Origin of the sequence: Pseudomonas frederiksbergensis, assembly GCF_001952935.1 — a bacterium.
Taxonomy (GTDB): domain Bacteria; phylum Pseudomonadota; class Gammaproteobacteria; order Pseudomonadales; family Pseudomonadaceae; genus Aquipseudomonas; species Aquipseudomonas frederiksbergensis.
The window spans coordinates 5,158,515-5,180,338 of the sequence record NZ_CP018319.1 but is presented as its reverse complement, the minus strand read 5'-3'; the positions used below and the strand labels follow the sequence as shown (position 1 = coordinate 5,180,338).

At 57.5% G+C, this 21,824-nt stretch carries 26 protein-coding genes and 2 pseudogenes; 20 read left to right on the top strand and 8 right to left on the bottom strand.

All coding sequences use genetic code 11. The features are described from left to right. Position 1: 1 nt before the first annotated feature. Positions 2 to 1,408 (bottom strand): purine-cytosine permease family protein, encoded by a 1,407-nt coding sequence (locus PFAS1_RS24465; RefSeq protein ID WP_076030856.1) that lies wholly within the window; start codon positions 1,406 to 1,408, stop codon positions 2 to 4. A gap of 324 nt (positions 1,409 to 1,732) precedes the next feature. Here PFAS1_RS24465 and PFAS1_RS24460 point away from each other — a divergent pair, with 324 nt between their 5' ends. Beyond that, positions 1,733 to 2,218: a flavin reductase family protein gene (locus tag PFAS1_RS24460; protein WP_074877311.1), complete on the top strand. Its 486-nt coding sequence runs from the start codon at positions 1,733 to 1,735 to the stop codon at positions 2,216 to 2,218. 36 nt (positions 2,219 to 2,254) lie between these two features. Further along, complete coding sequence (locus tag PFAS1_RS24455) at positions 2,255 to 3,298, top strand: LLM class flavin-dependent oxidoreductase (protein ID WP_076030855.1); 1,044 nt, start codon at positions 2,255 to 2,257, stop codon at positions 3,296 to 3,298. Positions 3,299 to 3,468: 170 nt separating this feature from the next. Here PFAS1_RS24455 and PFAS1_RS24450 read toward each other — a convergent pair whose 3' ends face one another. Next, entirely contained in the window at positions 3,469 to 4,227 is a 759-nt protein-coding gene (locus tag PFAS1_RS24450; RefSeq protein ID WP_076030854.1) for an SDR family NAD(P)-dependent oxidoreductase, read from the bottom strand. Between the two features lie 157 nt (positions 4,228 to 4,384). Between PFAS1_RS24450 and PFAS1_RS24445 the strand changes: the two genes are divergently transcribed. Continuing rightward, the gene (locus PFAS1_RS24445) at positions 4,385 to 5,302 is read left to right on the top strand and encodes an AraC family transcriptional regulator (RefSeq protein ID WP_076030853.1); all 918 of its coding nucleotides are present in this window, start codon (positions 4,385 to 4,387) and stop codon (positions 5,300 to 5,302) included. A 29-nt stretch (positions 5,303 to 5,331) separates the two neighbouring features. On the opposite strand, the pseudogene PFAS1_RS24440 reads toward PFAS1_RS24445, so the two are convergent. Further along, positions 5,332 to 5,604 (bottom strand): annotated as a pseudogene (locus PFAS1_RS24440) (transposase domain-containing protein); the annotation flags it as partial. Positions 5,605 to 5,620: 16 nt separating this feature from the next. Continuing rightward, positions 5,621 to 5,698, bottom strand: a pseudogene (locus PFAS1_RS30080) (ParA family protein); the annotation flags it as partial. 239 nt (positions 5,699 to 5,937) lie between these two features. Here PFAS1_RS30080 and PFAS1_RS24430 point away from each other — a divergent pair. The 7 genes from PFAS1_RS24430 to PFAS1_RS24400 all read left to right on the top strand — a co-directional run bounded on the left by PFAS1_RS24430 (position 5,938) and on the right by PFAS1_RS24400 (position 9,848). Beyond that, entirely contained in the window at positions 5,938 to 6,480 is a 543-nt protein-coding gene (locus PFAS1_RS24430) for a DUF3455 domain-containing protein (protein WP_076030851.1), read from the top strand. 106 nt (positions 6,481 to 6,586) lie between these two features. Next, positions 6,587 to 7,153 carry a sigma-70 family RNA polymerase sigma factor gene (locus PFAS1_RS24425; RefSeq protein WP_413037965.1) on the top strand — a complete coding sequence of 189 codons (567 nt, stop codon included), beginning with the start codon at positions 6,587 to 6,589 and terminating at the stop codon, positions 7,151 to 7,153. Further along, complete coding sequence (locus tag PFAS1_RS24420) at positions 7,150 to 7,881, top strand: anti-sigma factor (protein WP_076030850.1); 732 nt, start codon at positions 7,150 to 7,152, stop codon at positions 7,879 to 7,881. Before PFAS1_RS24425 ends, PFAS1_RS24420 begins: the two co-directional genes overlap by 4 nt. A gap of 187 nt (positions 7,882 to 8,068) precedes the next feature. After that, on the top strand, positions 8,069 to 8,344 hold the full coding sequence (locus tag PFAS1_RS24415; protein WP_074877333.1) for a metal/formaldehyde-sensitive transcriptional repressor: 276 nt from the start codon (positions 8,069 to 8,071) through the stop codon (positions 8,342 to 8,344). Positions 8,345 to 8,364: 20 nt separating this feature from the next. Then, a complete protein-coding gene (gene dmeF, locus PFAS1_RS24410; protein ID WP_076030849.1) occupies positions 8,365 to 9,282 on the top strand; it encodes a CDF family Co(II)/Ni(II) efflux transporter DmeF in 918 nt (305 codons plus the stop codon). Between the two features lie 36 nt (positions 9,283 to 9,318). Then, entirely contained in the window at positions 9,319 to 9,675 is a 357-nt protein-coding gene (locus PFAS1_RS24405) for a hypothetical protein (RefSeq protein WP_076030848.1), read from the top strand. Positions 9,676 to 9,677: 2 nt separating this feature from the next. Continuing rightward, entirely contained in the window at positions 9,678 to 9,848 is a 171-nt protein-coding gene (locus PFAS1_RS24400) for a DUF1289 domain-containing protein (protein ID WP_074877338.1), read from the top strand. A 185-nt stretch (positions 9,849 to 10,033) separates the two neighbouring features. Here PFAS1_RS24400 and PFAS1_RS24395 read toward each other — a convergent pair whose 3' ends face one another. Further along, positions 10,034 to 10,939 carry a MerR family transcriptional regulator gene (locus tag PFAS1_RS24395; protein WP_472515495.1) on the bottom strand — a complete coding sequence of 302 codons (906 nt, stop codon included), beginning with the start codon at positions 10,937 to 10,939 and terminating at the stop codon, positions 10,034 to 10,036. A 176-nt stretch (positions 10,940 to 11,115) separates the two neighbouring features. Here PFAS1_RS24395 and PFAS1_RS24390 point away from each other — a divergent pair, with 176 nt between their 5' ends. The 7 genes from PFAS1_RS24390 (at position 11,116) to PFAS1_RS24360 (ending at position 16,643) form a co-directional block, all read left to right on the top strand. Beyond that, positions 11,116 to 11,562 (top strand): PAS domain-containing protein, encoded by a 447-nt coding sequence (locus PFAS1_RS24390; RefSeq protein ID WP_076030846.1) that lies wholly within the window; start codon positions 11,116 to 11,118, stop codon positions 11,560 to 11,562. Positions 11,563 to 11,687: 125 nt separating this feature from the next. Then, on the top strand, positions 11,688 to 12,110 hold the full coding sequence (locus PFAS1_RS24385) for a nuclear transport factor 2 family protein (RefSeq protein ID WP_074877343.1): 423 nt from the start codon (positions 11,688 to 11,690) through the stop codon (positions 12,108 to 12,110). Further along, positions 12,107 to 12,856, top strand: a complete 750-nt coding sequence (locus PFAS1_RS24380; protein ID WP_076030845.1) for an SDR family NAD(P)-dependent oxidoreductase — start codon at positions 12,107 to 12,109, stop codon at positions 12,854 to 12,856. The genes PFAS1_RS24385 and PFAS1_RS24380 overlap by 4 nt, the downstream gene beginning before the upstream one ends. A gap of 6 nt (positions 12,857 to 12,862) precedes the next feature. After that, a complete protein-coding gene (locus tag PFAS1_RS24375) occupies positions 12,863 to 14,110 on the top strand; it encodes an NAD(P)/FAD-dependent oxidoreductase (protein WP_076030844.1) in 1,248 nt (415 codons plus the stop codon). Beyond that, a complete protein-coding gene (locus tag PFAS1_RS24370) occupies positions 14,107 to 14,919 on the top strand; it encodes a DUF1365 domain-containing protein (protein WP_076030843.1) in 813 nt (270 codons plus the stop codon). The genes PFAS1_RS24375 and PFAS1_RS24370 overlap by 4 nt, the downstream gene beginning before the upstream one ends. Further along, on the top strand, positions 14,894 to 16,153 hold the full coding sequence (locus PFAS1_RS24365; protein WP_076030842.1) for an SAM-dependent methyltransferase: 1,260 nt from the start codon (positions 14,894 to 14,896) through the stop codon (positions 16,151 to 16,153). The genes PFAS1_RS24370 and PFAS1_RS24365 overlap by 26 nt, the downstream gene beginning before the upstream one ends. A 1-nt stretch (position 16,154) precedes the next feature. Beyond that, the gene (locus tag PFAS1_RS24360; RefSeq protein WP_076030841.1) at positions 16,155 to 16,643 is read left to right on the top strand and encodes a DUF2878 domain-containing protein; all 489 of its coding nucleotides are present in this window, start codon (positions 16,155 to 16,157) and stop codon (positions 16,641 to 16,643) included. Between the two features lie 49 nt (positions 16,644 to 16,692). Here the strand turns inward: PFAS1_RS24360 and PFAS1_RS24355 are convergent, their stop codons facing one another. The 3 genes from PFAS1_RS24355 to PFAS1_RS24345 all read right to left on the bottom strand — a co-directional run bounded on the left by PFAS1_RS24355 (position 16,693) and on the right by PFAS1_RS24345 (position 19,004). Further along, positions 16,693 to 17,229: a DUF3833 domain-containing protein gene (locus PFAS1_RS24355; protein ID WP_076030840.1), complete on the bottom strand. Its 537-nt coding sequence runs from the start codon at positions 17,227 to 17,229 to the stop codon at positions 16,693 to 16,695. Between the two features lie 10 nt (positions 17,230 to 17,239). Further along, a complete protein-coding gene (locus PFAS1_RS24350) occupies positions 17,240 to 17,734 on the bottom strand; it encodes a chalcone isomerase family protein (protein ID WP_076031593.1) in 495 nt (164 codons plus the stop codon). A 382-nt stretch (positions 17,735 to 18,116) separates the two neighbouring features. After that, positions 18,117 to 19,004, bottom strand: a complete 888-nt coding sequence (locus tag PFAS1_RS24345; RefSeq protein ID WP_076030839.1) for a LysR family transcriptional regulator — start codon at positions 19,002 to 19,004, stop codon at positions 18,117 to 18,119. Between the two features lie 105 nt (positions 19,005 to 19,109). On the opposite strand from PFAS1_RS24345, the gene PFAS1_RS24340 reads away from it, so the two are divergent. Genes PFAS1_RS24340 through PFAS1_RS24330 form a run of 3 tightly spaced genes read left to right on the top strand, consistent with a single transcriptional unit; the run spans position 19,110 to position 21,823 of the window. Then, the gene (locus PFAS1_RS24340; RefSeq protein ID WP_076030838.1) at positions 19,110 to 20,477 is read left to right on the top strand and encodes an MFS transporter; all 1,368 of its coding nucleotides are present in this window, start codon (positions 19,110 to 19,112) and stop codon (positions 20,475 to 20,477) included. Beyond that, positions 20,458 to 20,868, top strand: coding sequence for a DUF4440 domain-containing protein (locus tag PFAS1_RS24335; RefSeq protein ID WP_076030837.1), 411 nt, complete (start codon positions 20,458 to 20,460; stop codon positions 20,866 to 20,868). Before PFAS1_RS24340 ends, PFAS1_RS24335 begins: the two co-directional genes overlap by 20 nt. A 34-nt stretch (positions 20,869 to 20,902) precedes the next feature. Next, positions 20,903 to 21,823: a flavin reductase family protein gene (locus PFAS1_RS24330; protein WP_232252167.1), complete on the top strand. Its 921-nt coding sequence runs from the start codon at positions 20,903 to 20,905 to the stop codon at positions 21,821 to 21,823. Position 21,824: the final 1 nt, after the last annotated feature.

Genomic DNA, 21,824 nt, shown 5'->3' with positions numbered 1-21,824 from the left:
GTCAGTCCGTGTATCCCCACCGCGCAGCTCTGCTCTGCCGGGTTTGCCCGCGGGTAGCCAGGCAGTAATACAACGGACACGTCACCACCAGCCCCACCAGCCACGAAAGATCCGCACCCTCGACCAGGTTGGCGTATGGCCCGACATAGAACGAAGTATTGGCAAACGGCAACTGCACAAGGATGCCGATGAAGTACGCAACGATTGCATGCGGATTGAAACGCCCATAAATCCCGCCATCCGCCCGAAAGATCGATGCGATGTCGTAGCTGCCGCGCTTGATCACATAAAAGTCGATCAGGTTGATCGAAGCCCATGGCACCAGTACCAGCAACAGCGCCAGGATCAAGCCGATGAACTGCGTGATGAAATCTGCCGAAGCCCCCAACGCCACCAGGCAGCAGCCCACCAACACCACGCTGGACAACACCACCCGCAGCTTGATGCTCGGCGTCCATTGGCTGGCGAAGGTTTGGATCGAGGTAATAATCGACAGCACCGCGCCATACAGATTCAAGGCGTTGTGGCTGATGATATTGAGCAAAAACAGCACCATCAGAATCGGCCCCAGCCAACCGGTGGACTGTTTCACTGCATCCATCGCTTCAGTGCCTTCCGGCGTCGCCAGTACCGCCACCGCACCGAAGGTGAACGACAGAATGGTGCCCAGGGTCGCGCCCAGATAAGTGGCCCAGAACGGCTTGGCAATGCCGATATCCGCCGGCAGGTAACGGGAGTAATCCGAGACATAAGGCGAGAAACTGATCTGCCAGATGACCCCCAGCGACACCGTGGCCAGCCAGCCCGACAGGTTAAAACCGCCGCGACTGTAAAAGTCCGCCGGCAATTCATGGGCGAAGATGTAAAGAAAACCGGCGAGCAAGGCGCTGCCCATGACCCAGGTGCCGATGCGATTGAGGGTATGAATGAAGCGGTAACCGATCACTCCGATCGCGGTAGCACTGAGGGCGCCGATGATGATGCTCGCCGGCACCGGAACCGAAGGCACGATGCCGACAATCGATTTGCCGGCCAGCACGATGTTGGAGATGAAAAAACCGATGTAGATCAGCGCAGCGAAGAACACGATCAGCAGCGCACCATAACGGCCGAACTGACCACGGCTCTGCACCATTTGCGGAATTCCCATGCGCGGACCCTGGGCCGATGCGAGGGCAATCACCAAACCGCCGACCATATGCCCGAGGACAATCGCCAGCAGCCCCCAGAACAGGTCAAGGTGAAATACCTGAACCACCATCGCGCCGGTCACGATCGGCAACGGCGCAATATTGGTGCTGAACCATAGAGTGAACAGATCGCGGGCCTTCCCATGGCGTTCCGCGAGTGGGACGTAATCGACCGTGTGATTCTCGATCAACGGGTCTTGCCGGGACATCTGGGACATGTGCATGAACTCGAGTTTGTCTGATCTTATATTTGTATGAAGCCAAACCGGGGGCGCTCTTTGGCAACCCCTCAGAAGCGCACCATATTATGGTATTCCAACATTTTCACAAGACTGATCCGTTGCTTGAAAGGCAAACTGATCCGCTTTTCCAAGGGCCTCCGGCTCTCAACCTTGCGTTAAAAGCCCCGTAAACATTAAGCCTTATCGCCGCAGGACGCGTTTATCGGCAAAGATAAAAAGCCCTTGCAAACTATGTATTACGGTATACCATCAGACCTATAAATTCATAAAAACCATGCCGCAGCGCCCGAGGACCCTCCAATGATCGATGCCGCCATCTACAAACAAGTCATGGGCTCGTTCCCGTCCGGTGTGACGGTAATCACCACGCTGGATGATGAGGGTCAAATCGTCGGCCTCACCGCCAGCGCGTTCAGCTCGCTGTCCATGGACCCGGCCCTGGTGCTGTTCTGCCCCAACTACAGCTCCGATTCCTATCCGGTACTGATCAAGAACAAACGCTTTGCCATTCACGTGCTTTCTGGCGGCCAGCAAAGCGAAGCCTATGCCTTCGCCCGTAAAGGCAAAGACAAAGCTCAAGGAATCGAATGGACGTTGAGCGAGTTGGGCAATCCGATTCTGGCCAACGCCACGGCCGTCATCGAATGTGAGCTATGGCGTGAATACGAAGGTGGCGACCACGCGATCATGGTTGGCGCCGTGAAGAACCTGATAGTGCCGCAGCACACCGCCGGTCCGCTGGTGTACTGCCACGGCAAAATGGGCGCCCTGCCCGTCCTCGCCTGAACCGACAGTCAATAACAAAGATCCGAGGTAAGCGTCATGAAGTTTTCCCTGTTCGTGCACATGGAACGTTGGGACGAAAGTGTCAGCCACCGCCAGTTGTTCGAAGACCTGACCGAACTGACCCTGATGGCCGAGGCCGGTGGTTTCAGCACCGTCTGGATCGGCGAACACCACGCCATGGAATACACCATCTCGCCAAGCCCGATGCCATTGCTGGCCTATCTGGCCGCCAAGACCACTACCATTCACCTTGGCGCCGGCACCATCATCGCGCCGTTCTGGCATCCGTTGCGGGTCGCTGGCGAATGCGCGTTGCTGGACGTGATCAGTAACGGTCGCATGGAAGTCGGCCTGGCCCGTGGCGCCTACCAAGTGGAATTCGACCGCATGGCCGGCGGCATGCCTGCCTCCTCAGGCGGTCAAGCCCTGCGGGAAATGGTTCCGGTGGTGCGCGCCCTGTGGCAAGGCGACTATGCCCACGACGGTGATATCTGGAAATTCCCTACCTCCACCAGCGTGCCAAAACCGATCCAGAAGCCCAACCCGCCGATGTGGATCGCCGCCCGCGACCCGGACTCGCACAACTTCGCCGTGGCCAACGGCTGCAACGTGATGGTCACGCCACTGATGAAGGGCGACGAAGAAGTCCTCGACCTGAAGAACAAGTTCCAGGCCGCCCTCGACAACAACCCGGACGTACCGCGCCCACAATTGATGGTGCTGCGCCATACTCACGTGCATGCGGCCGATGACCCGGAAGGCTGGAAAGTCGGGGCCAAGGCGATCTCGAAGTTCTACCGCACCTTCGATGCCTGGTTCGGCAACAAGGAAGTGCCGGTCAACGGCTTCCTGGCGCCGAGCCCGGAAGAGAAATTCGCCGCTCGCCCGGAGTTCGAACTCGAAAGCCTGCACAAAACCGCCATGATCGGCACGGCAGAGGAAATCATCCCGCGCATCAAGTACTACCAGGAACTGGGCGTCGATGAGTTCAGCTTCTGGTGCGATAACAGCTTGCCTCACGCCGAGAAGAAAAAATCCCTGGAGCTGTTCATCAAGCAGGTGGTGCCGGCGTTTCGCTAAGCTCGCCCGTCAGGCTTTGCGATAAAACCCAGTAAGCAAAACGCCGGCTCATGCCGGCGTTTTGTTGTCCGCACCAGATCTTAATGGTTGTAGACACGCTCATAATGTTCGGCCAGGTCCAGCCCCCTTCTCGATAGGGCAACGACGGGATGGAATGAATGCGGCTGTGGCTACAGCAACTGCCCGCCAGAGACATCAAAAGTCGTCCCGTTAGCCCAGGCCATGTCATCAGACAGGATCGCGGCAACCGCACCGCCTATATCGTCCGGTAGACCGACACGGCCCAGCGCGATGCCCTGTGCTACATAAGCGTTCACATCCTTGTTATCGCGCATTGCACCACCGCCAAAATCGGTTGCAATGGCGCCTGGGGCAATCGCATTCACCCGAATTTGGCGCGGCCCCAGTTCTACGGCCATGTAACGGGTGAGCACTTCAACGGCGGCTTTCACCGCCGCATAAACGCTGTACCCCGGCAGAGTAAAGCGCACGAAGCCGGAGGAAACGTTCAGGATGCGACCGCCGTCTTCCACTAGCGGTAACAGCTTCTGAGTCAGGAAAATCGGGCCGCGAAGGTGCGTGGCGACCAGTGAGGCAAACTGGTCTTCGGTCGCGTCAGTAAAGTTTGAAAAGAGGCCATTGCCGGCATTGTTGACGAGGAAGTCGAAGCGCTCGCAACCGAATTTGGTATTCAGCGTTTCAGCCAATGCGTTCGAAAAAGCCTGATAGCTGGCGGTATCGGTGATGTCGAGCGGCAGCATCGCGGCCTTGCCGCCCTGCGCCTCGATTTCCTGCTTCAGCGTTTCAGCTTCTGCCGCGCCGCTGCGATAGGTGCCGATGATGTGGACGCCGCGCTTGGCGAGGTGAAGGGCCATGTTGCGGCCAAGGCCACGGCTGGCGCCAGTGATGAGTGCGATCTGGTTGGTCATGGGCTGTCTCTGCTAGGTTAGGTGCGCTTTTTGGCGCTTTCTTGACCTGCCCAAGATAGGCAATGACCGGTTTGTAACCCACGCCCAATAAGCTCAATTTATTGCCTGATTGTATCAATCATGTTGCGTGGTGGCGGCGCGTAGGCATAATCGGTTCATGCACAACGATCTTGCACCGCATCTTGATATAGCCCTGCGCCATGCGCCACCCGGTTTGACTATCACACCGATCCCGCGTGTGGACATCTGCGTCGGGCAAGGCTCTACAGACAAGGCGCCCTGCCTGTATCGCTCGATGATCTGCTTCATCCTGCAAGGCTCGAAGCGCGTCGCGATTAACGACAATCTTCTGAGCTACGACAGTGAGCAATATCTCATCAGCGCCCTGGACCTGCCATTGATCGGGCAGATTCTTGATGCTGAAGGGGGGCAGCCTTACGTTGCGGTATCGCTCGTGCTGGATCCGGCCATATTGGCGGAACTGGCGGCGACCATGCCGTCGGTTCGCGAGAGCGAACAAAAAGGGATTGGCATCCTGATAAACCCGATGACCGCTTCGCTTCGCGACACGTTGCTGCGCTTATTATCTTTGCTCGACACACCTGCCGATATCCCGGTTCTCGGCCCCTTGGTCGAACGGGAATTGCTCTATCGTCTTCTTCAGGGCCCACAAGGACGACTGCTGCGTCAGATTGCCCAACCCGATGGCGCAGTAAGTCGCATCCGGCGAGCCGTTGCCTGGATCAGGGACTACTACGACACCAGACTTCGCATCGAGGCGTTGTGCGATGCAAGCGGGATGAGCCGGGCAAGCCTGCATCGCCATTTTCTGTCGATAACAGGCCTTAGTCCCATCCAGTATCAGAAACAGCTCAGGTTGCAGGAGGCTCGCCAGCTTTTGCTTGCTGGCGAGCATCGCGCGTCTGACGTGGCGTTCGCTGTCGGCTATGAAAGCGCATCCCAGTTTAGCCGCGAATATGTAAGGCAATTCGGCGCATCTCCAGCCCGCGACGCGCGCGAAATACGTCGGGCAATCACTGGCGAGGGTTTTCAACACGCTTCAAGGCTTGACTAGCAGGAGTGGAGCCAACCGAAAATGCTTGATTAAACAGGTTGCCACTTATGCGGCAGCAACTGATCGATCTCGCTCACTCGCGGCATAGGCAGGCGCGTGAGAACGTCTTTCAAATATGCATATGGATCATGTCCATTCATGCGCGCAGACTGGATCAAGCTCATGATCGCCGCCACACGTTTGCCGCTGCGTAACGAGCCCGCGAACAGCCAGTTCGAGCGCCCAAGAGCCCACGGCTGGATTTGATTCTCGCACCAGTTATTATCGATGTGCACAGCACCATCGAGATAGCGCGCCAGCGCTAAAAGGATGGCAGCGCTCATCTGATTCACGCATCTTCACCGAGCTACCGAGATACACCGGAAGAATCGGCAGCCCTTCCGTGATGAGTTCCTCGACCAGACTGCGATGAAAGCCAGTAGTGGGCGCTTTCACCGATCCATCCAACGTCATTCTGAAAATCGACTTTTCCCCAGATTCGGCCATAAACAGACACTCATACAGCGATTAAGCAATAACGCTACAAACCTTCCATTACTGATATTTTTCAAGAACTGCATCCAGTTTGTCCTCCAATGGGTAGTACAGGTAGTAGCCAACGCTGCTGAACTGATCACCTTTCTGGAGAGACTTGTATGAACGCTAAACGATTTCTGGGCATTGTCAGTACTACGCTTGCTGCCTCCTGCTTGTTAGTCACATTGCCAGCTGCCTACGCCCAGTCAGATCTGCCCGACAGCATCAAGGTTCCTGACGGTCATAAGGTCGCGCTGGAAACCGTGGGCGTAGGCGAAATCACGTATGAGTGTCGCTCCAAAACAAACGCCATCGGTCAGACTGAATGGGCTTTCGTCGGGCCCAAAGCAGTACTAAATGATCGCAGCGGCAAACAGGTCGGCACCTACTTCGGACCGCCTGCCACCTGGCAAGCTAATGACGGGTCTAAAATTACCGGGACCCAACTGGCGGTTGCACCCTCAGGTACTGGCGACCTCCCTTATCAGTTGGTCAAGGCTACCCCTGCGGAAGGCAATGGCGCGATGAGCGGTGTCAGTTTTATCCAGCGGGTGGCCGTAAAAGGCGGCGTAGCGCCCACGACTGAATGCTCCACCGCTGACAAAGGCAAACGTGAGGTAGTGAAATATCAGGCTGACTATATTTTTTGGGCAGCCAATTAAGCCAACTACCTGGAACAGGTTGTTATCGCACAAAGTCGTCTACTCTGCTCCGATGGAACTCCAGCCCAATGGCTGGGAAATTTCTACCAGCTGGCGGCTGAAAACTTTGTCCCTACCCGAGCCCTGTTTTGACTATGAAGCCTGCCTGGCTGCTTGCTCCCGGGGCGAGCAGCAGGCACTGCGAGACTTGTATGAGCAGGAAAGTGCTCGACTTTTGGGGGTTGCCAAGCGAATCGCTCGCAATAACTCCTTGGCAGAAGACATTGTGCACGATGCCTTCATCAAAATATGGACCCGTGCCGCCAGTTTTGATCCGGCACGAGGCTCTGCCCGTGGCTGGATCTTCAGCGTGACGCGACATCTGGCGCTCAATTTCATGCGAGATAACGCCAGAGAGGTACAAGTCAGCGAGCAAAGTGAAATGGCACTGCAAGCTTTGTCATCCATGGAGACATCGTCAGAGAGTGTGGAGGCCTTCGATTTTCGAACCCGTTCAGGACGTATTTATTTATGCCTTGAACAACTGGAGCCGGTACGTCGCAACTGCATCCTTCATGCATATGTAGACGGCTATTCGCATTCTGAAATATCGCAGAAACTGGACGCACCGCTGGGGACCGTCAAAGCCTGGATCAAACGCAGTCTGGTTGTATTGCGGGAGTGCATGGGATGACCATAAGCCCGGAGGATGACCATCCCGAGAACATTGACGAACTGGCGAGTGAGTATGTATTAGGCACGTTGCCGGCTGAGCAACGCATCGAGATACAAAAGCGTCTCGCTCAGGAATTCGATTTGCGATCTGCTGTAGATGCGTGGGAACAGCGCTTGCTTACGTTGACCGAATTGGCTGAACCGCAGAATCCTACTCCGCTGCTCTGGAGGCGAATCGAGCGTAGCTTGAATAGCAATGACCGGCGAGCATCAGCAGTGGCAGCCGCCGCGAAGCCAACTTCATGGTGGAACCTTCTTCCCCTATGGCGTGGGCTCGCGGGATCAGGTCTTGTCGCAACGCTCTTGCTCGGATCAGTACTACTGACACGAACAGCTCCGGTAAATCCGACCACCTACCTGGTCGTTCTGGTGGCTCCACAAAGCCAGGCGCCCGGCTGGGTCATTCAGGCGAGCAACCCAAGGGAAATCCAACTGATACCCTTGGTGGTAGCGCAAGTTCCAACCGATAAAGCACTTGAGTTCTGGACCAAAGCGGACGGCTGGCAAGGACCGGTATCTCTTGGATTGGTCAAACCAGGGCAAACGCTTTCAGTCCCTCTGGATAAATTACCCCCGCTGGAACCCAACCAGCTCTTCGAATTGACTCTGGAAAATCCAAATGGATCGCAGACCGGCAAACCCACGGGTCCGGTGCAGTTCATTGGCCGGGCCATTAAAGTGATCTGACCCTGAGCGCCTTGAAGGAAAAGGCCGCAGAAGCGGCATTCCCCTTCCCTCACCTCTCTACCTGAGTTCCCAATGAAGTCCTCTCTTTCCCCTAAACGGCCGTAGATGATCCCTTTGTCCGTCGTCCCTTGCATAGGTATAGGGGGTATACCTATCATGTGCGCAACATAGGTAGGGGGGGTATCCAATGGGCCATATCGCTGCAAACAAAGACGATCTTCTCAAGCGTGTTAAACGCATCGCCGGACAAATACAGGCCGTTGAACGGGCACTGGAGTCGGACCTCGATTGCGCAAAGACACTGCACCTTGTTGCTGCCACTCGCGGAGCCATCAACGGCTTGATGGAGGAAATCATCGAGGATCACGCGCGTGAGCATGTTGCGAACCCTGGACTCAGTGAAGAGGAGCGCAATACGGGCGTCGAAGAGCTTCTTGAAGCCATTCGCCGTTACTCCAAGTGAACACATCCCGGCACACACTCATGAACAGCAAGAACATCAACTACACGCATGACCACGTGTTCCTTGGCTCAGCGCATGACGAAAACGCAAAGCGTACGCTTTGGGTAGTGGCTCTAACTGTTGTGATGATGGTTGGTGAAATCACCACCGGGTATATCACAGGCTCGATGGCGTTATTGGCCGATGGGTTTCACATGGCAACTCATGCCGGCGCATTGGGCATCGCGGCGGCCGCGTACGGATACGCTAAACGCCACGCCTCCAGCCAGCGTTACAGTTTCGGTACCGGAAAGGTTGGAGATTTGGGCGGGTTCGCTTCGGCGTTGATTCTCGGTATGGTTTCCCTGGGCATTGGCGTTGAGTCCGTCATGCGCCTCTTGCAGCCAACGGAGGTTCAGTTCGGCACCGCTACGCTCATCGCAATTGCCGGTTTGATTGTCAACATCGTCAGTGCCCTGCTGCTGGGCCACGGGCACCGTCATGGGCACGATCATGATGATCATGGCCATACCCATCATGGAAACGACAACAACCTGAAATCGGCCTATGTCCACGTCATCGCAGACGCGCTGACTTCGGTTCTGGCCATCGCTGCACTGCTCGCCGGTCGGTATCTGGGTTGGGTATGGCTGGACCCGGTCATGGGCATCGTCGGCGCCATCGTTATCGCGCGGTGGGCATGGACCTTGATGGGGGCCACCGCAGGTGTATTGCTGGATCAAACAGACGCCCACGTTGCCGATGAAATCCGCGAACTGGTTGAAAAACCGGGGGATGCCACCATCACGGACTTGCACGTCTGGCGGGTTGGACCGCAAGCCCATGCCGCCATCGTCAGCGTCCTTGGTGAAGCCACTGCGAACGCCGACAGCATTCGTGAACGTCTCAAGCCGGTTCACGAGGTCAGCCATCTGACGGTCGAATTTCGACCTGCCTGATCAGGACCTCCCCCATTAACTCCAAAGGAAATTGCGATGCCTCCAGGGAAACGTGAACTGGCGCGAATTGAACGCCGGTTGATAACCGCGCTGACCGAAGCGTGCGAAACAGCAAAAGGTAAAATCAAAGGCTTTATCTGGCTCACCCACATTGCTGACCTGAACGCGTTGGCTGAAACCCTGAAGGTAATCTGGGTGTTCGAAACCCTGGCTGACAGAAAGCTCGCCCAAGTTGACGCGAAGGCTCACATCTTTGAGCTGACGGCCATCGCGTTGAATGAGGTCGGCATCGATCTGAACCTTTCAGATCGCAATGTCTGCCTTGACTCTGAAGAAGAATGCCAGCGTATCCAGGGTGGTGATTGGCAGAAGCGCCTGGCTAAAGGTTATTGACGATGGCTAAAGAAATCGAAAATCCCTGCGTCTCGGTGTGCCAACTTAGGGGGGATCTGTGTGTGAGTTGTGGGCGGAGCAAGGAAGACATTAGAAAGTGGAAACGCATGAAGCGGCCTGAAAAAATGGCCGCGGTGCAAAGGGCGAATGTACGTATGAAAGGGCTGAACTAAGCAGACCTCGGATCTAATTACACCGAAAGCCAGAAAAAGCTGATGTGGGATTAACTGGCAGGAAGGCGACTCTCTCAGCCCATATCCCAGTGTTCCTGGTCAGGCTCTGTATCAACTCTTGGCAGGATCTGGATGAAGTTTGCAATGCAGTTTGAGATAACCCTCCTTAGCTGGAATGACTGAATTCAAATTTGCAGTGTTCCCCTTACCAAGGCTTCCAGCCTGGGCAAAATACTCGCTTCGTCATTGCCCAAAATGGCAATCGAAGAACCCCGCAACCCTGCCGACGAAGCGGCAGCCGCGTCGCCGGCCAAGGCCACTGGGCACGTAACGCCCATTTGAAGGGCGCGCAGTCGCTTGAGCGCATCTTCCTGCAGTGGCGCCTGGACCAATAGCACCAGCGCGGCGGGCTGAATTGCTTCACACAGCAACGGCAGTTCTTCCAGAGGCTGGCCCGTGCCCAACACCTCGATGCGAAGCTGGTCGCTGCTCATCAACAAACCAGCACACAACAGCTCCAATTCGCGCGCATGGCCCGAGCCGTCTGCCAGCAGCACGCAAGCACCGTTGCTCTGGTTCATCTGCAGTCGCAATAACATCCGCGCACGCAAGAAGGCGTCAAGGAACAACCACTGACTGCGTCGACCGAAATTATTACCGGATGCCAGGCTGCGCCAAACCGGCAGCAGAATAGCCTCCAGTGCAGTTGCTTTCGGATAGATCGTAAATAGTTGCCCGTGCAGGCGCTCCAGCTCAGCGCCGTCAAAAGCCTGAGTGGCACGATGAACTGCCTCTTGCCACTGGACCAGGGGAGCTTCGGCCGAGCCAGATACAGTGGCATCGGGTGTGTCCTGCTGCCGGACGAGCAAAGCGCCTATCTTGCTGATGGGCAGGCCCCGGCTGGTCCAGAGCATGATGCTACGAATATGTTCGATGTCCTGTTGCGAATACAGGCGATGCCCTCCCACAGTGCGTACGGGTCGGATCAGCCCGTGGCGGCGCTCCCATGCCCGCAAGGTGATCGGGTTGACGCCAGTCAGGCTGGCGACTTCCCGCATGGGGAGCAATGCGTCGTCGGAGGTGGATTCGATGGGCTCGGTCATTGAAAGTCGTTGCATCCTGAGTGTGTCGGCATTCTAAACCAGGCATGACGCTTTTTAACCAGCACCAATCGATGTCCGACGGTCCTGCGTCCTGCCATCTAGGCATGGCTGTCGCTGGCGACTACGCTGTGGGGCAACCCCATGAATCACAATGAGCCCAGATCATGATTGACGCCAAACTCCTGCAACTTATGGTCGAAGCCTCCAATGACGGCATCGTCGTGGCCGAGCAGGAAGGCAATGACAGCATCCTCATCTATGCCAACCCTGCCTTCGAGCGCCTGACCGGCTACAGTTCAGACGAAATTCTCTACCAGGATTGCCGCTTCCTGCAGGCAGACGATCATGCCCAGGCCGGGCTGGAGGCAATCCGTGACGCCATCCGCCTCGGTCAGCCCTGCCGTCAGGTACTGCGCAACTATCGCAAGGATGGCAGCCCGTTCTGGAACGAGCTGTCTATCACTCCCGTGCACAATGATGCCGACCAGTTGACCTACTACATTGGCATACAGCACGACGTCAGCGACAAGATTGCCGCTCTGGAAAGGATACAGTCACTTGAGACCGAAGTGGCCGAGCTTCGCAGTAAACTGGCAAGGCTTGGTGCCTAACGACGAGTAGCGCTAAAACTTACACAAAAAGTGTACAAGAATATTGACTTGTACAATTTTCCCCGTAGGCTTCAGATAAATCTGTACAGTTTTCTCGAATTGTACAACTTTACCTGGAGCCTGCCATGTCTGCATATCTCCACCATTTCGCTGATACGTTCGCAACGCTGAACGCTGATTGTCTGGACCGCCTGGGCGAGCTATACAGCAACGACGTTCAGTTTCGTGACCCGTTGCATCAGCTGGATGGCTTGCCCGCACTGCGCACGTACTTTGAAAAGCTGTACACCAACGTCCAGGATATCCGCTACGACCTCCTTGACGCGGATGAAACCGCCCCCGGGCAGGGTTATCTGCGCTGGATCCTGCATTTCCGTCATCCGCGCCTGTCCCGCGGTCAGCCGATCAGTCTGCATGGCTGCAGCCACCTGCGCTGGACGACACATGTCTACCTGCACCACGACTACTTCGATGCCGGCGCCCTCCTCTACGAGCACGTTCCCGTACTTGGCGGAGTGATTGGCTGGATCAAGGGCAGGCTCGCATGAGCCGCTGCTGGCTGACAGGCGCCAGCAGCGGCCTCGGTGCTGCCCTGGCTGAGCGGCTGCTGGAACAAGGCCATGAGGTGGCCTTGGGTGGCCGGCGGGCGGAGGCACTGATGCCGCTGGTGCTGCGCTACCCTGGGGCCCTGCTCACTACCGGCGACGTGACTGACCCACGACACGTCTCGGCTATCTGCGAAAACATCGAGCATGCCTGGGGCGCACTCGACCTGGTGATCCTGAACGCCGGTACCTGCGAATACCTTGTGCCGGGCAGGTTCGAAGCCGAGACCGTCGAGCGGATGATGCGCACCAACCTGCTGGGGGTCAGCTACTGCCTGCAGGCGGCCCTTCCACTGCTGCGCCGGGGGCATAGACCACATCTGGTAGTGATCGGCAGCTCGGTAACCTGGCTGGCGCTACCCCGGGCTGGAGCCTATGGCGCGTCCAAGGCGGCTCTGCGTTATCTGGTCGAGTCCCTGCGCCTGGATCTACATACCGAAGGCATCGATGTAACGCTGGTCAGCCCCGGCTTCATCGACACCCCCCTGACTCAGCGCAACACCTTTGCCATGCCCCAACTCTGGACGGCCGACCGCGCCGCGCGGCATGTCGTCGCGCGCCTGACGCGACGACCGTTGGAGATCAACTTTCCACGCTTCTTCATTCTCATCCTGCGCTTGCTTGGCGCCCTGCCAGCGCGTTGGCGCCTGGCCCTGGGCCGTCGACTGGCGCGAACCGAACAGGAATAGCGTCATATGCGTATCGCCATTATCGGCAGCGGGATCTCTGGGCTGACCTGTGCCTATCTGTTGTCACGTCGCAATGAGGTGACCGTGTTCGAAGCGGCTGACTGGATCGGCGGTCATACCCATACTGTCGACATAGAATGGCAGGGCCAGCGTTATGCAGTAGACACCGGTTTCATCGTATTCAACGACTGGACCTATCCCAACTTCATCCGCTTGATGGATCGCCTTGGAGTCGTCTCACGCCCCACCGAGATGAGCTTTTCCGTGAACGATCCGGAGAGTGGCCTGGAATACAACGGCAACAACCTGGACACCCTCTTCGCCCAGCGCGGCAATCTGCTGTCGCCGGGCTTCTGGGGTATGTTGCGCGATATCGTGCGCTTCAACCGCCAGGCGGTGGCCGACCTTGACGGCCACCGCATTGAGCCGGGCATGAGTCTTGGCGATTACCTGCACACGCGACGCTACGGGCAGCGTTTCATCCATCACTACATCGTCCCCATGGGCTCGGCCATCTGGTCGGTATCACGGGCCGATATGCTGCGCTTCCCGTTGCACTTCTTCGTCCGCTTTTTCCGTAACCATGGACTGCTCTCGATCAGCCAGCGACCACAATGGCGAGTGATCGAGGGTGGCTCGCGCAGCTATGTGGAGCCATTGTGCAAGACCTTCAGCGAACGCATTCGGCTCAGCTGCCCGGTGATGAGCGTCCGCCGGGACGACAACGGCGTGGTGATCACAAGTGCGGCAGGCCAGGAGCGTTTCGACAAGGTCGTGTTCGCCTGCCATAGCGACCAGGCTTTGGCGCTGCTGGAGAAACCGACGGCCACCGAGCACGAGGTGCTAGGCGCCCTCGACTATGCCGCCAACGAAGTATTGCTTCACACCGACACCCGCCTGCTGCCCAGCCGGCGCAAGGCTTGGGCCAGCTGGAACTATCGCCTCGGTGGACCCGCGCACGCCCCGGCGGCCGTGACCTACAACATGAACATACTGCAAGGCCTCGACGCCCCGGTAACCTTCTGCATAAGCCTCAATCAGGGCGATTGCGTGGACCCGTCGCAGGTGCTGGCTCGCTTCGAATATGCACATCCTCAATACAGCCTTGCCGCCATGGCGGCCCAAGCGCGCCAGGGCGAGCTACAGGGAAACCAGCACAGCTACTTCTGCGGCGCTTATTGGGCAAACGGCTTCCATGAGGATGGCGTGGTCAGCGCACTGGACGTCGCCCAAAGATTCGGGGAGCGCCTGTGAACAGCAGCCTTTGCTACGGTTGGGTCATCCACCGGCGTCTGGCGCCGCGATTCCATGGGTTCCGTTATCGCATTGGCATGCTTTATCTGGATCTGGACGAACAGGATCTGCTGCTGGGCCTGTCTCCGTTACTCGGTGCTTCTCGCCTGGCGACGTTGTGTTGGCGAGAAACCGATTACCTGCCAGCCTGGACTCGTCGCGGTATCCCCTTGAAGGAAGCGGTGCGCGAAGTGGTGGCCAAGGCCTTGGGCCAGGCGCCCTGCGGCACCATTCTTTTGCTGACCCAGCCGCGCAGTTGGGGGATTTCATTCAATCCGGTCAGTTTCTATTTTTGCCACGACAGTGACGGTCTCCTGGCGGCGATTGTGCTGGAGGTACGCAACACCCCTTGGCGAGAACGTTTTCATTACGTGTTGCCTGTTCTGCCCGGGCAGCCCCGGCAGTTCTCGGTCACGAAGGCATTCCATGTCTCGCCATTTCTGCCAATGGATATGCAGTACCACATGCGCTTCTCCATTGATGAGGCGCACATGCGCATCCACATGGAAAACCGCCGCGAAGGACAAAAAGTGTTCGAGGCCGACCTGTCCCTGCGCCGACAGCCGCTGGATGCCGCCGCACTACAACGTCACGTACTGGCCTTCCCCTGGATGAGCCTGCGCACCCTCGGTGCGATTTATTGGCAAGCCATGCGCCTGTTACTCAAACGCACCCCGCTCTATGCCCACAAGACCAGTCAGAGCAGCCAAAACCTTCGCCATCACATCCACGAGGAGCCCAAGCATGTCCGATCCAACTCTGAGCGTTAGCAAATCGTGGGGCCTGGCGCCGTTATTCGGCGGCCTGGCCAGGAGCGCCGTGCTCACTCAGCTTCGCAACTTGCGCCAAGGCCGGCTGCGCCTGATCTACCAAGACCGGCAGTGGCTGTTTGGCGACGTCGGCAGCGCGCTGCACGCTGAGGTCGAGATCTTCGACGAGGCAGCTTGGGGGATGGTGGCTGCCAACGGCTCTATCGGTGCCGGCGAAGCTTATATCCATGGCTACTGGCGCAGTCCGGACCTGGCTGCGGTCACTCGCCTCTTTGTCGCCAATCTGGAAGTGCTCGACGCCCTTGAAGGCGGGTTGGCGCGCCTGGGCCGTCCGATCCTACGCCTGCTGCACTGGGTAAACCGCAACAGCCGGCGCGGCGCGCGACGCAACATTCTCGCCCATTACGATCTGGGCAATGCCTTGTTCGAGCGGCTGCTGGATCCGACCATGATGTACTCGGCAGCCATGTTCGACAGTCTGGAGCAGACTCTGGAGCAGGCCCAACTGAACAAGCTCGAGCGTATCTGCGCCAAACTTGCGCTACGCCCCGATGACCATCTGCTCGAGATCGGTAGCGGATGGGGTAGCCTGGCGATCCATGCCGCGACCCACCACGGGTGCCGGGTGACCACCACCACGTTGTCCGAGGCGCAGTACGCCCATACCCTGCAGCGCGTCCAGGATCTTGGTCTGCAACACCGCATTACCGTCCTGCGCGAGGACTACCGTGACCTTGGCGGACGCTTTGACAAGCTGGTCTCTATCGAGATGATCGAGGCGGTCGGGCACCGCTATCTGCCTGTTTACTTTCAGCGCTGCGCGTCGCTGCTCAAGGATGACGGCTTGATGCTGCTGCAGGCCATCACCATCCGTGACCAGCGTTATGAACAGGCCCGGCGGTCGGTAGATTTCATTCAGCGCTATATCTTTCCCGGTGGTGCCCTGCCCTCCCTGAGCGTCATGCTGCAGACCGCCAGTAGCCATACCGCGTTGAACCTGGTGCACATGGAGGACTTCGGCCTGGACTATGCGCGGACTCTGCAGCACTGGCGGGACAACTTGCGTCAGTCGCGCACCGCCTTGACCGAGCTGGGCTATGACGACACCTTTCAACGCCTCTGGGAGTTCTACCTTTGTTACTGCCAGGGTGGTTTCGAGGAGCGTACTATCGGCGTCGCGCAACTGCTCTGGGCAGCTCCGGCCGCACGCCGCGCAGCGCTGCCGGGCGCCTGATTTGAGCCGGGCCTGGTTGATCGGCAACGCGCTATGGATGCAGGCCGCCTGGTGGGCTTGCGTACTGAGCGAGCGGCATCCTTGGCTGCTACTCCCCGTGGCGGCAGGCCTGTTGGTGCATGTGGCTGCTTGCCCACGACCAGGCGACGAAGCAATCACTCTGGCCTGTGTGGGGATGGCAGGCTGTTTACTGGATGCCAGCCTGGGTGCGCTGGGAGTCTTCGATTTTGCCCAGCAACCCCTTCCCCTGTGGCTTGCCATGCTGTGGCTGGTACTGGCGAGTGGGCTTCGCCACAGCCTGGCGTGGGCTCGACGTCCCATCTGGTACGGGGCGCTACTGGGTCTGTGCGGTGGACCTCTGGCTTACATCGCCGGCGCAACGCAGGCCGGTGTAGGCCTGCCCTTGGGCACCCTTTGCACGGCCCTGCTACTTGCAGCGCTGTGGGCTGTATGGATGCCAATCATCCTGCGACTGGCTGCGTCCCGCTGATAAGCAACGGCCTGCGTGAATATCGCCTGCTTTGCCGGTTATTGTGGGTTTACGGAAGCGACTCCGGCTGACGGCGGAAGAACAGGATCACTTCTCCCAACTCGACTCCAAGCTTGCTCATACTCGAGCGATTTATCATCGTGTCTTCGTCCATCAGGTACATCCAGTCGTCCAGATCCACTTCCCAATGCCTGCCGTCAACCGGCAGGTCAAGGCGATAGCGCCAGCGCAGCGCGTTGCCAGCGACCTCGCCGCTAGCCTCACCGACTACATCGTCCGCACGACCACGCCAACGCCCGGCGCCGACCGGTTCCAGCGTCCAGACGCGCCGCTGACGCGTGCCATCGCTGTAGAGAAATCGCTCATCGAGGATCAATTGCTGGCCCTCGACGCGGCTTTCGATCTGGACATGGAAACGCTTGACCACCTCGCCCGAGCGATTCTGGAACAGGCCCCAAGCGAGTACTGGCCGAGAGAAGAACGCCACGAGATCCAACGTCGGTCGCTCCTTTGCGTAGTGCTCCACGCCAACGTTGTTACAGCTGACCAGCAACAGGCTAACGAGCACTACCAGTATTTGACGCATCCCAACCTCCTCACTCCGCCGGCCCGGCCATCCCCAGCAGTCGTTGACGCAGTTGCTTGTCCCGAGTGCGCGGATCAAGCCAGATATTGAAGAAGGCGCGGGCGAATGCAGGGTCGTCGACCCGATGGTGCAACTGGCCGTCGACGAAGAACGTGCAGCCTTTGCCGGGATGGTAGACGCCGGTGATGCGCATTCCGGGCCGAACATCGACGAAGGCTTCACGCATTTCATTGGACCAGCGCTGGAGGGTGGACTCCTCTAGACGAGCCTCTGCCATGCGCGCCATTTCAGTGAGGCTGGCCTCCACCAGTGTGTCCCGGGAAAAGACACGGTGATAAGTCAGTTCGAGCGCAAAGGGCTGATCCCAGGTCAGCGGCAACCCAGAGCTCCACAACCGCGCGGTGTATAGACTCACGCCGAACCAGGTAAAGTCGCCGCTGCCCACCAAACGCCTATCGGGCAGCGCGGGATGCCAATCCGCCCAGGCAGGTACGGCGAGTAACATCGCGAATAGCCAGCCTATCGACAGGCGATGTACGAGAAAGCGTCTGGACTCAGCCACGTTCATCAACGTCTCGGCCTTTTTTAAAATTCTATACAAGATTAGCTCAATGTATAGTTTTTACGCCATCAGAACAGAACGCGTACAACTTTTTTACCCCCAAGGGCAGCGGTTGAGAACGCAGGTCCCGCCGGCATCCCACTGGAGGTCTCCAACTTTATGCGCTAGAGGCTTCTTTGATGATCGTCTTTATTGGGTAGTTTTTTAGCCGGTCTCGACAGGCAGAAATCGGCCAATAGCAGACATTGGGCTTGCTCAGTCAAGACGAGTATCCGGTTAAACGAAAGCCCCTGAATCTCTCGATTCAGGGGCTTTTATTTGGTGCTTACTGCGCCAGATGTAGCAACAGGAAATCGATGAATGCCCTCGATTTGTGGGGCAAATGCGGGCTGTTGGGAAACACCACGTTGACGGACTGCGAGGGCAGCGAATAGTCGGGCAACAACCGGATCAGCCGCTCGCTGGCGATATCGTCCTTGATCACCCAGGCGGGCAGCACCGAGACGCCTAGCGACGACAACGTCATGGAGCGGATGGCCGTGGAAGAATTGGATTCAAACTGATTGATCCCGTTGATCTCGACAGTCCCCAAGTGCGGATGGCTCAACGTCCACTGGGTCGGTGCCTGCAGGTTGCTGTTGGCGATCCACGGCACCGAATTCAGGTCCTGAGGATTCTGCACCGGGTGACGTGCAAGAAACGTCTCGGTAGCCACCAGGACAATTTCATAATCCGCCAGTTTACGGCTCTTGAAAGCCGAGTCCGCCAAGTTACCTAAACGGATAACCAGGTCTAACTTTTCCGCCACCAGATCATTGAGTGACGAGTTGAAGTTATAACAGAGTTTTATTTCCGGATAACGCTCTATAAATTGCGGTATCAACGGAAGAATATAGGCCTCGCCGTATTCACTGGTGGAACTGAAGCGCAACTTTCCGGACACCCGATTATGCCCTTTTAATACATTATCGAAGGCGTTATCGATGTCCGCGACAATACCTTTGAACTCTTCATAAAAGTCCTGACCGATTTCGGTGAGGGATATATTTCGGGTATTTCGAATCAACAACGTCGCTGACAGCACGTCCTCCAGCGCCTTGACATGCAGGCTGGCCATGGCTTTGCTGATGCTCAGATAATTGGCAGCCTTGGTGTAAGAACCAAAATCGACCACGGCCAGGAATGTCTGGACCCGATTAAGATGAGTGTGCATAGCAATAAGGCTCACTGTTAAATCCCGTCAAACATTGTTTCAAGGATAGTCGTATCGACAGTTCAAGTCCACCGCCCCTATGCTTTGTGGCAAAGGGGAAACAACATGACCTATCGCTACAAAGTTGCACTGATATTTCTGATCGGCTTTTTTATAGACTGCATTAACATCTTTATGTCGGCGGTCGCATTACCGAGTATCTCGGCGGCGCTGCACGTTAGTACTTCAGACGTTGCCTGGGTGGCTAACGCTTATATTCTGGGGCTGACACTGATCATTCCGGTCAGCACCTGGTTGGCCGGTCGTTTTGGCAGTCGGGAAATCCTCACCACCTCGATGATCGTGTTTACAGCCTCCGTGTGGATGTGTGGGCTGGCCAACAGTTTCAACGAGCTGGTGATCTGGCGCTTCGTCCAGGGGATTGGCGGCGGCCTGTTGATTCCTGTCGGACAGGCACTGACGTTCAACCTGTTCAAGGGCGAGCAGCGGGCGAAAATATCCACGTTGGTCATGGCCGTCGCCCTGATTGCGCCCGCCATTTCACCGACCATCGGCGGCGGCATCGTCGACAGCAGCTCCTGGCGCTGGGTGTTCTACAGCAACATCCCGTTCTCACTGATCGCGGCATTGCTGTCATGGTTCTGGATCAACGAAGCGCGACCGACGACTTTGCCCAGACCCGACATCAAGGGCTTGCTGCTGGTCAGCGCTGCACTCGGCAGCCTGCTGATGGGCATGTCGTTGTATGGCGGCGACGCTCCGGCATGGGTGGCCGCCCTCTTCGTCATGGCCGGCGTTACGTTCGTCGTGCTGTACGGGCTGCACTACCGCACCTGCAAAAATCCGATCATTGAACTGAGCCTGCTCAAAAGCAAAAAACTCAGCACCTCCATCTTTATCTATTACGCGATTCCCGGTGTGTTCACGGGGGTCAACTTGATGAGCATCTTCTTCCTGCAAAACACCCTGCACTTCAGCGCCCGACTGACAGGGATGTTCATGATCCTCTACGCCATCGGCGCATTCATCGCGATGCTGATCTGTGGCCGGGTCTATAACCGGATGGGCGCCAAGCGGCTGTTTGCCCTCGGCATGCTCTTGCACAGCGCCGGCATCGCCACCCTGTTACTGGTGAACGATCCCTCAGACTTTCTGGTGATCGTCATCGCCTACAGCTTGATGGGGATCGGCGGCGGCATCGGTGCCAACACAGCACAAACCACGTCGCTGATGGACTTCGAGGGCAATGACACCCACAAGGCCAGTGTCATCTGGAACATCAACCGACAGATGTCATTCAGCATCGGCGCTGCCCTCTTCCTGATGGTTTTCAATCTGCTCTTGAAGCATTTCGATACCACCCAGGCCTACCACGTGACCTTTGCCATCGCCGCGCTGGTGGGCCTGTTCCCACTCTTTCAACTGAGTCAGTTGAACACTCAAAAGGACTGTCATGCACAACAAAATAGTTGAACAGGCGCACCACAGCATTCATCACGTGCACGAGCTGATCCACACCCTGTTCACCGACGCAAACGGTAAGGGGCAGGCCACGCTTGAACCACTGATATCGGCCTTTGCCGAGCAGTTCACCATGGTCACCACCTCGGCCGCCATTGTCAGCCGGGCGACAGTCGAACAGATGTTTAAAGGTGCAGTCGGCGCCAAGCCAGGCCTGGAGATCGTCATCAGCGATCTGCAGACGGTCTGGCAGGAAGGCAACAGCGTGGCGATTCGCTACAAGGAAACCCATCGCCTCGGCCAGCGCGAAAGCTCACGGGTTTCGGTGGCGATCATTGGCATGCATCACCACAACGCCCAATGGATCTACCTGCATGAAACGCCGCTAAGCCATGAAAGCTGATTCTCGTATGAACTGCACAATCACTGATTGCCGAATGCTCTCGGCCTCTATAAAAGAAATCACCGTCAGCCCGCTAGCAACGGGGTGTGCGGTGCCGGCAGCGGGCGCACATTTCAAATGGTTCATCCCCGAACTGAATGAATGGCGGCACTACTCGGCGGTACAGCTGGCAGACCGCACTACGCAGCAAGGCAGCGTCGTCTTTGCCATCCGGCTCACTGCCGACTCGGTCAGCAGTCGCTACATTCGTTCGCTGGCCGTCAACGACACGGTGCAGCTCAATGGCCCGTTCAATACGTTCACCTACCCGCTCACTGAAGACGTCGGCAGGGACATTGCGATTGCCGGCGGCATCGGCATTACGCCGCTGACCGGGATCCTTCAACACCTGACGTCATTGAATCGAAGCGCCCACCTACACTATTTCGCCAGGAGCGACGATGACGCGGCCTATGCCTTGCCAATGCAGGCACTGCTGCAGGAACGCTTGCACTTGCACTTCTCCAATCAGCCCGAGGGCCGTCGCTCTGTCAGCCAGGTGCTGGCCGATCTGGCACCACACGACCGGCTCTACGTCTGCGGCCCGCAATCGATGCTCAACGAGGTATTTTGCCATGCAGAGGCCAATGGCCTGGGGCGCGAGCGCATCCATTTTGAAATCTTCAATGTGGTCCGTGAAGACGATGCGTCGGCCTTTGTGATTGACGCCGTCGAGTCGGGGATCAGCGTCAACGTTAATCCCGATCAATCCTTGCTCGAGGCGCTCGAGGCGGCCGGCCTGGACCCGCTCTATGACTGCCGGCGCGGTGAGTGCGGCGTCTGCGCAATAGAGGTCGTTGAGGGCGAAGTCGATCATCGCGATTTCATCATGAGCGAACAAGAAGCCGCCTGTAGCACAACGATTTATCCCTGCGTCTCGCGGGCCAAAAGCCAACGCCTGAAGCTGGCGATCTAAC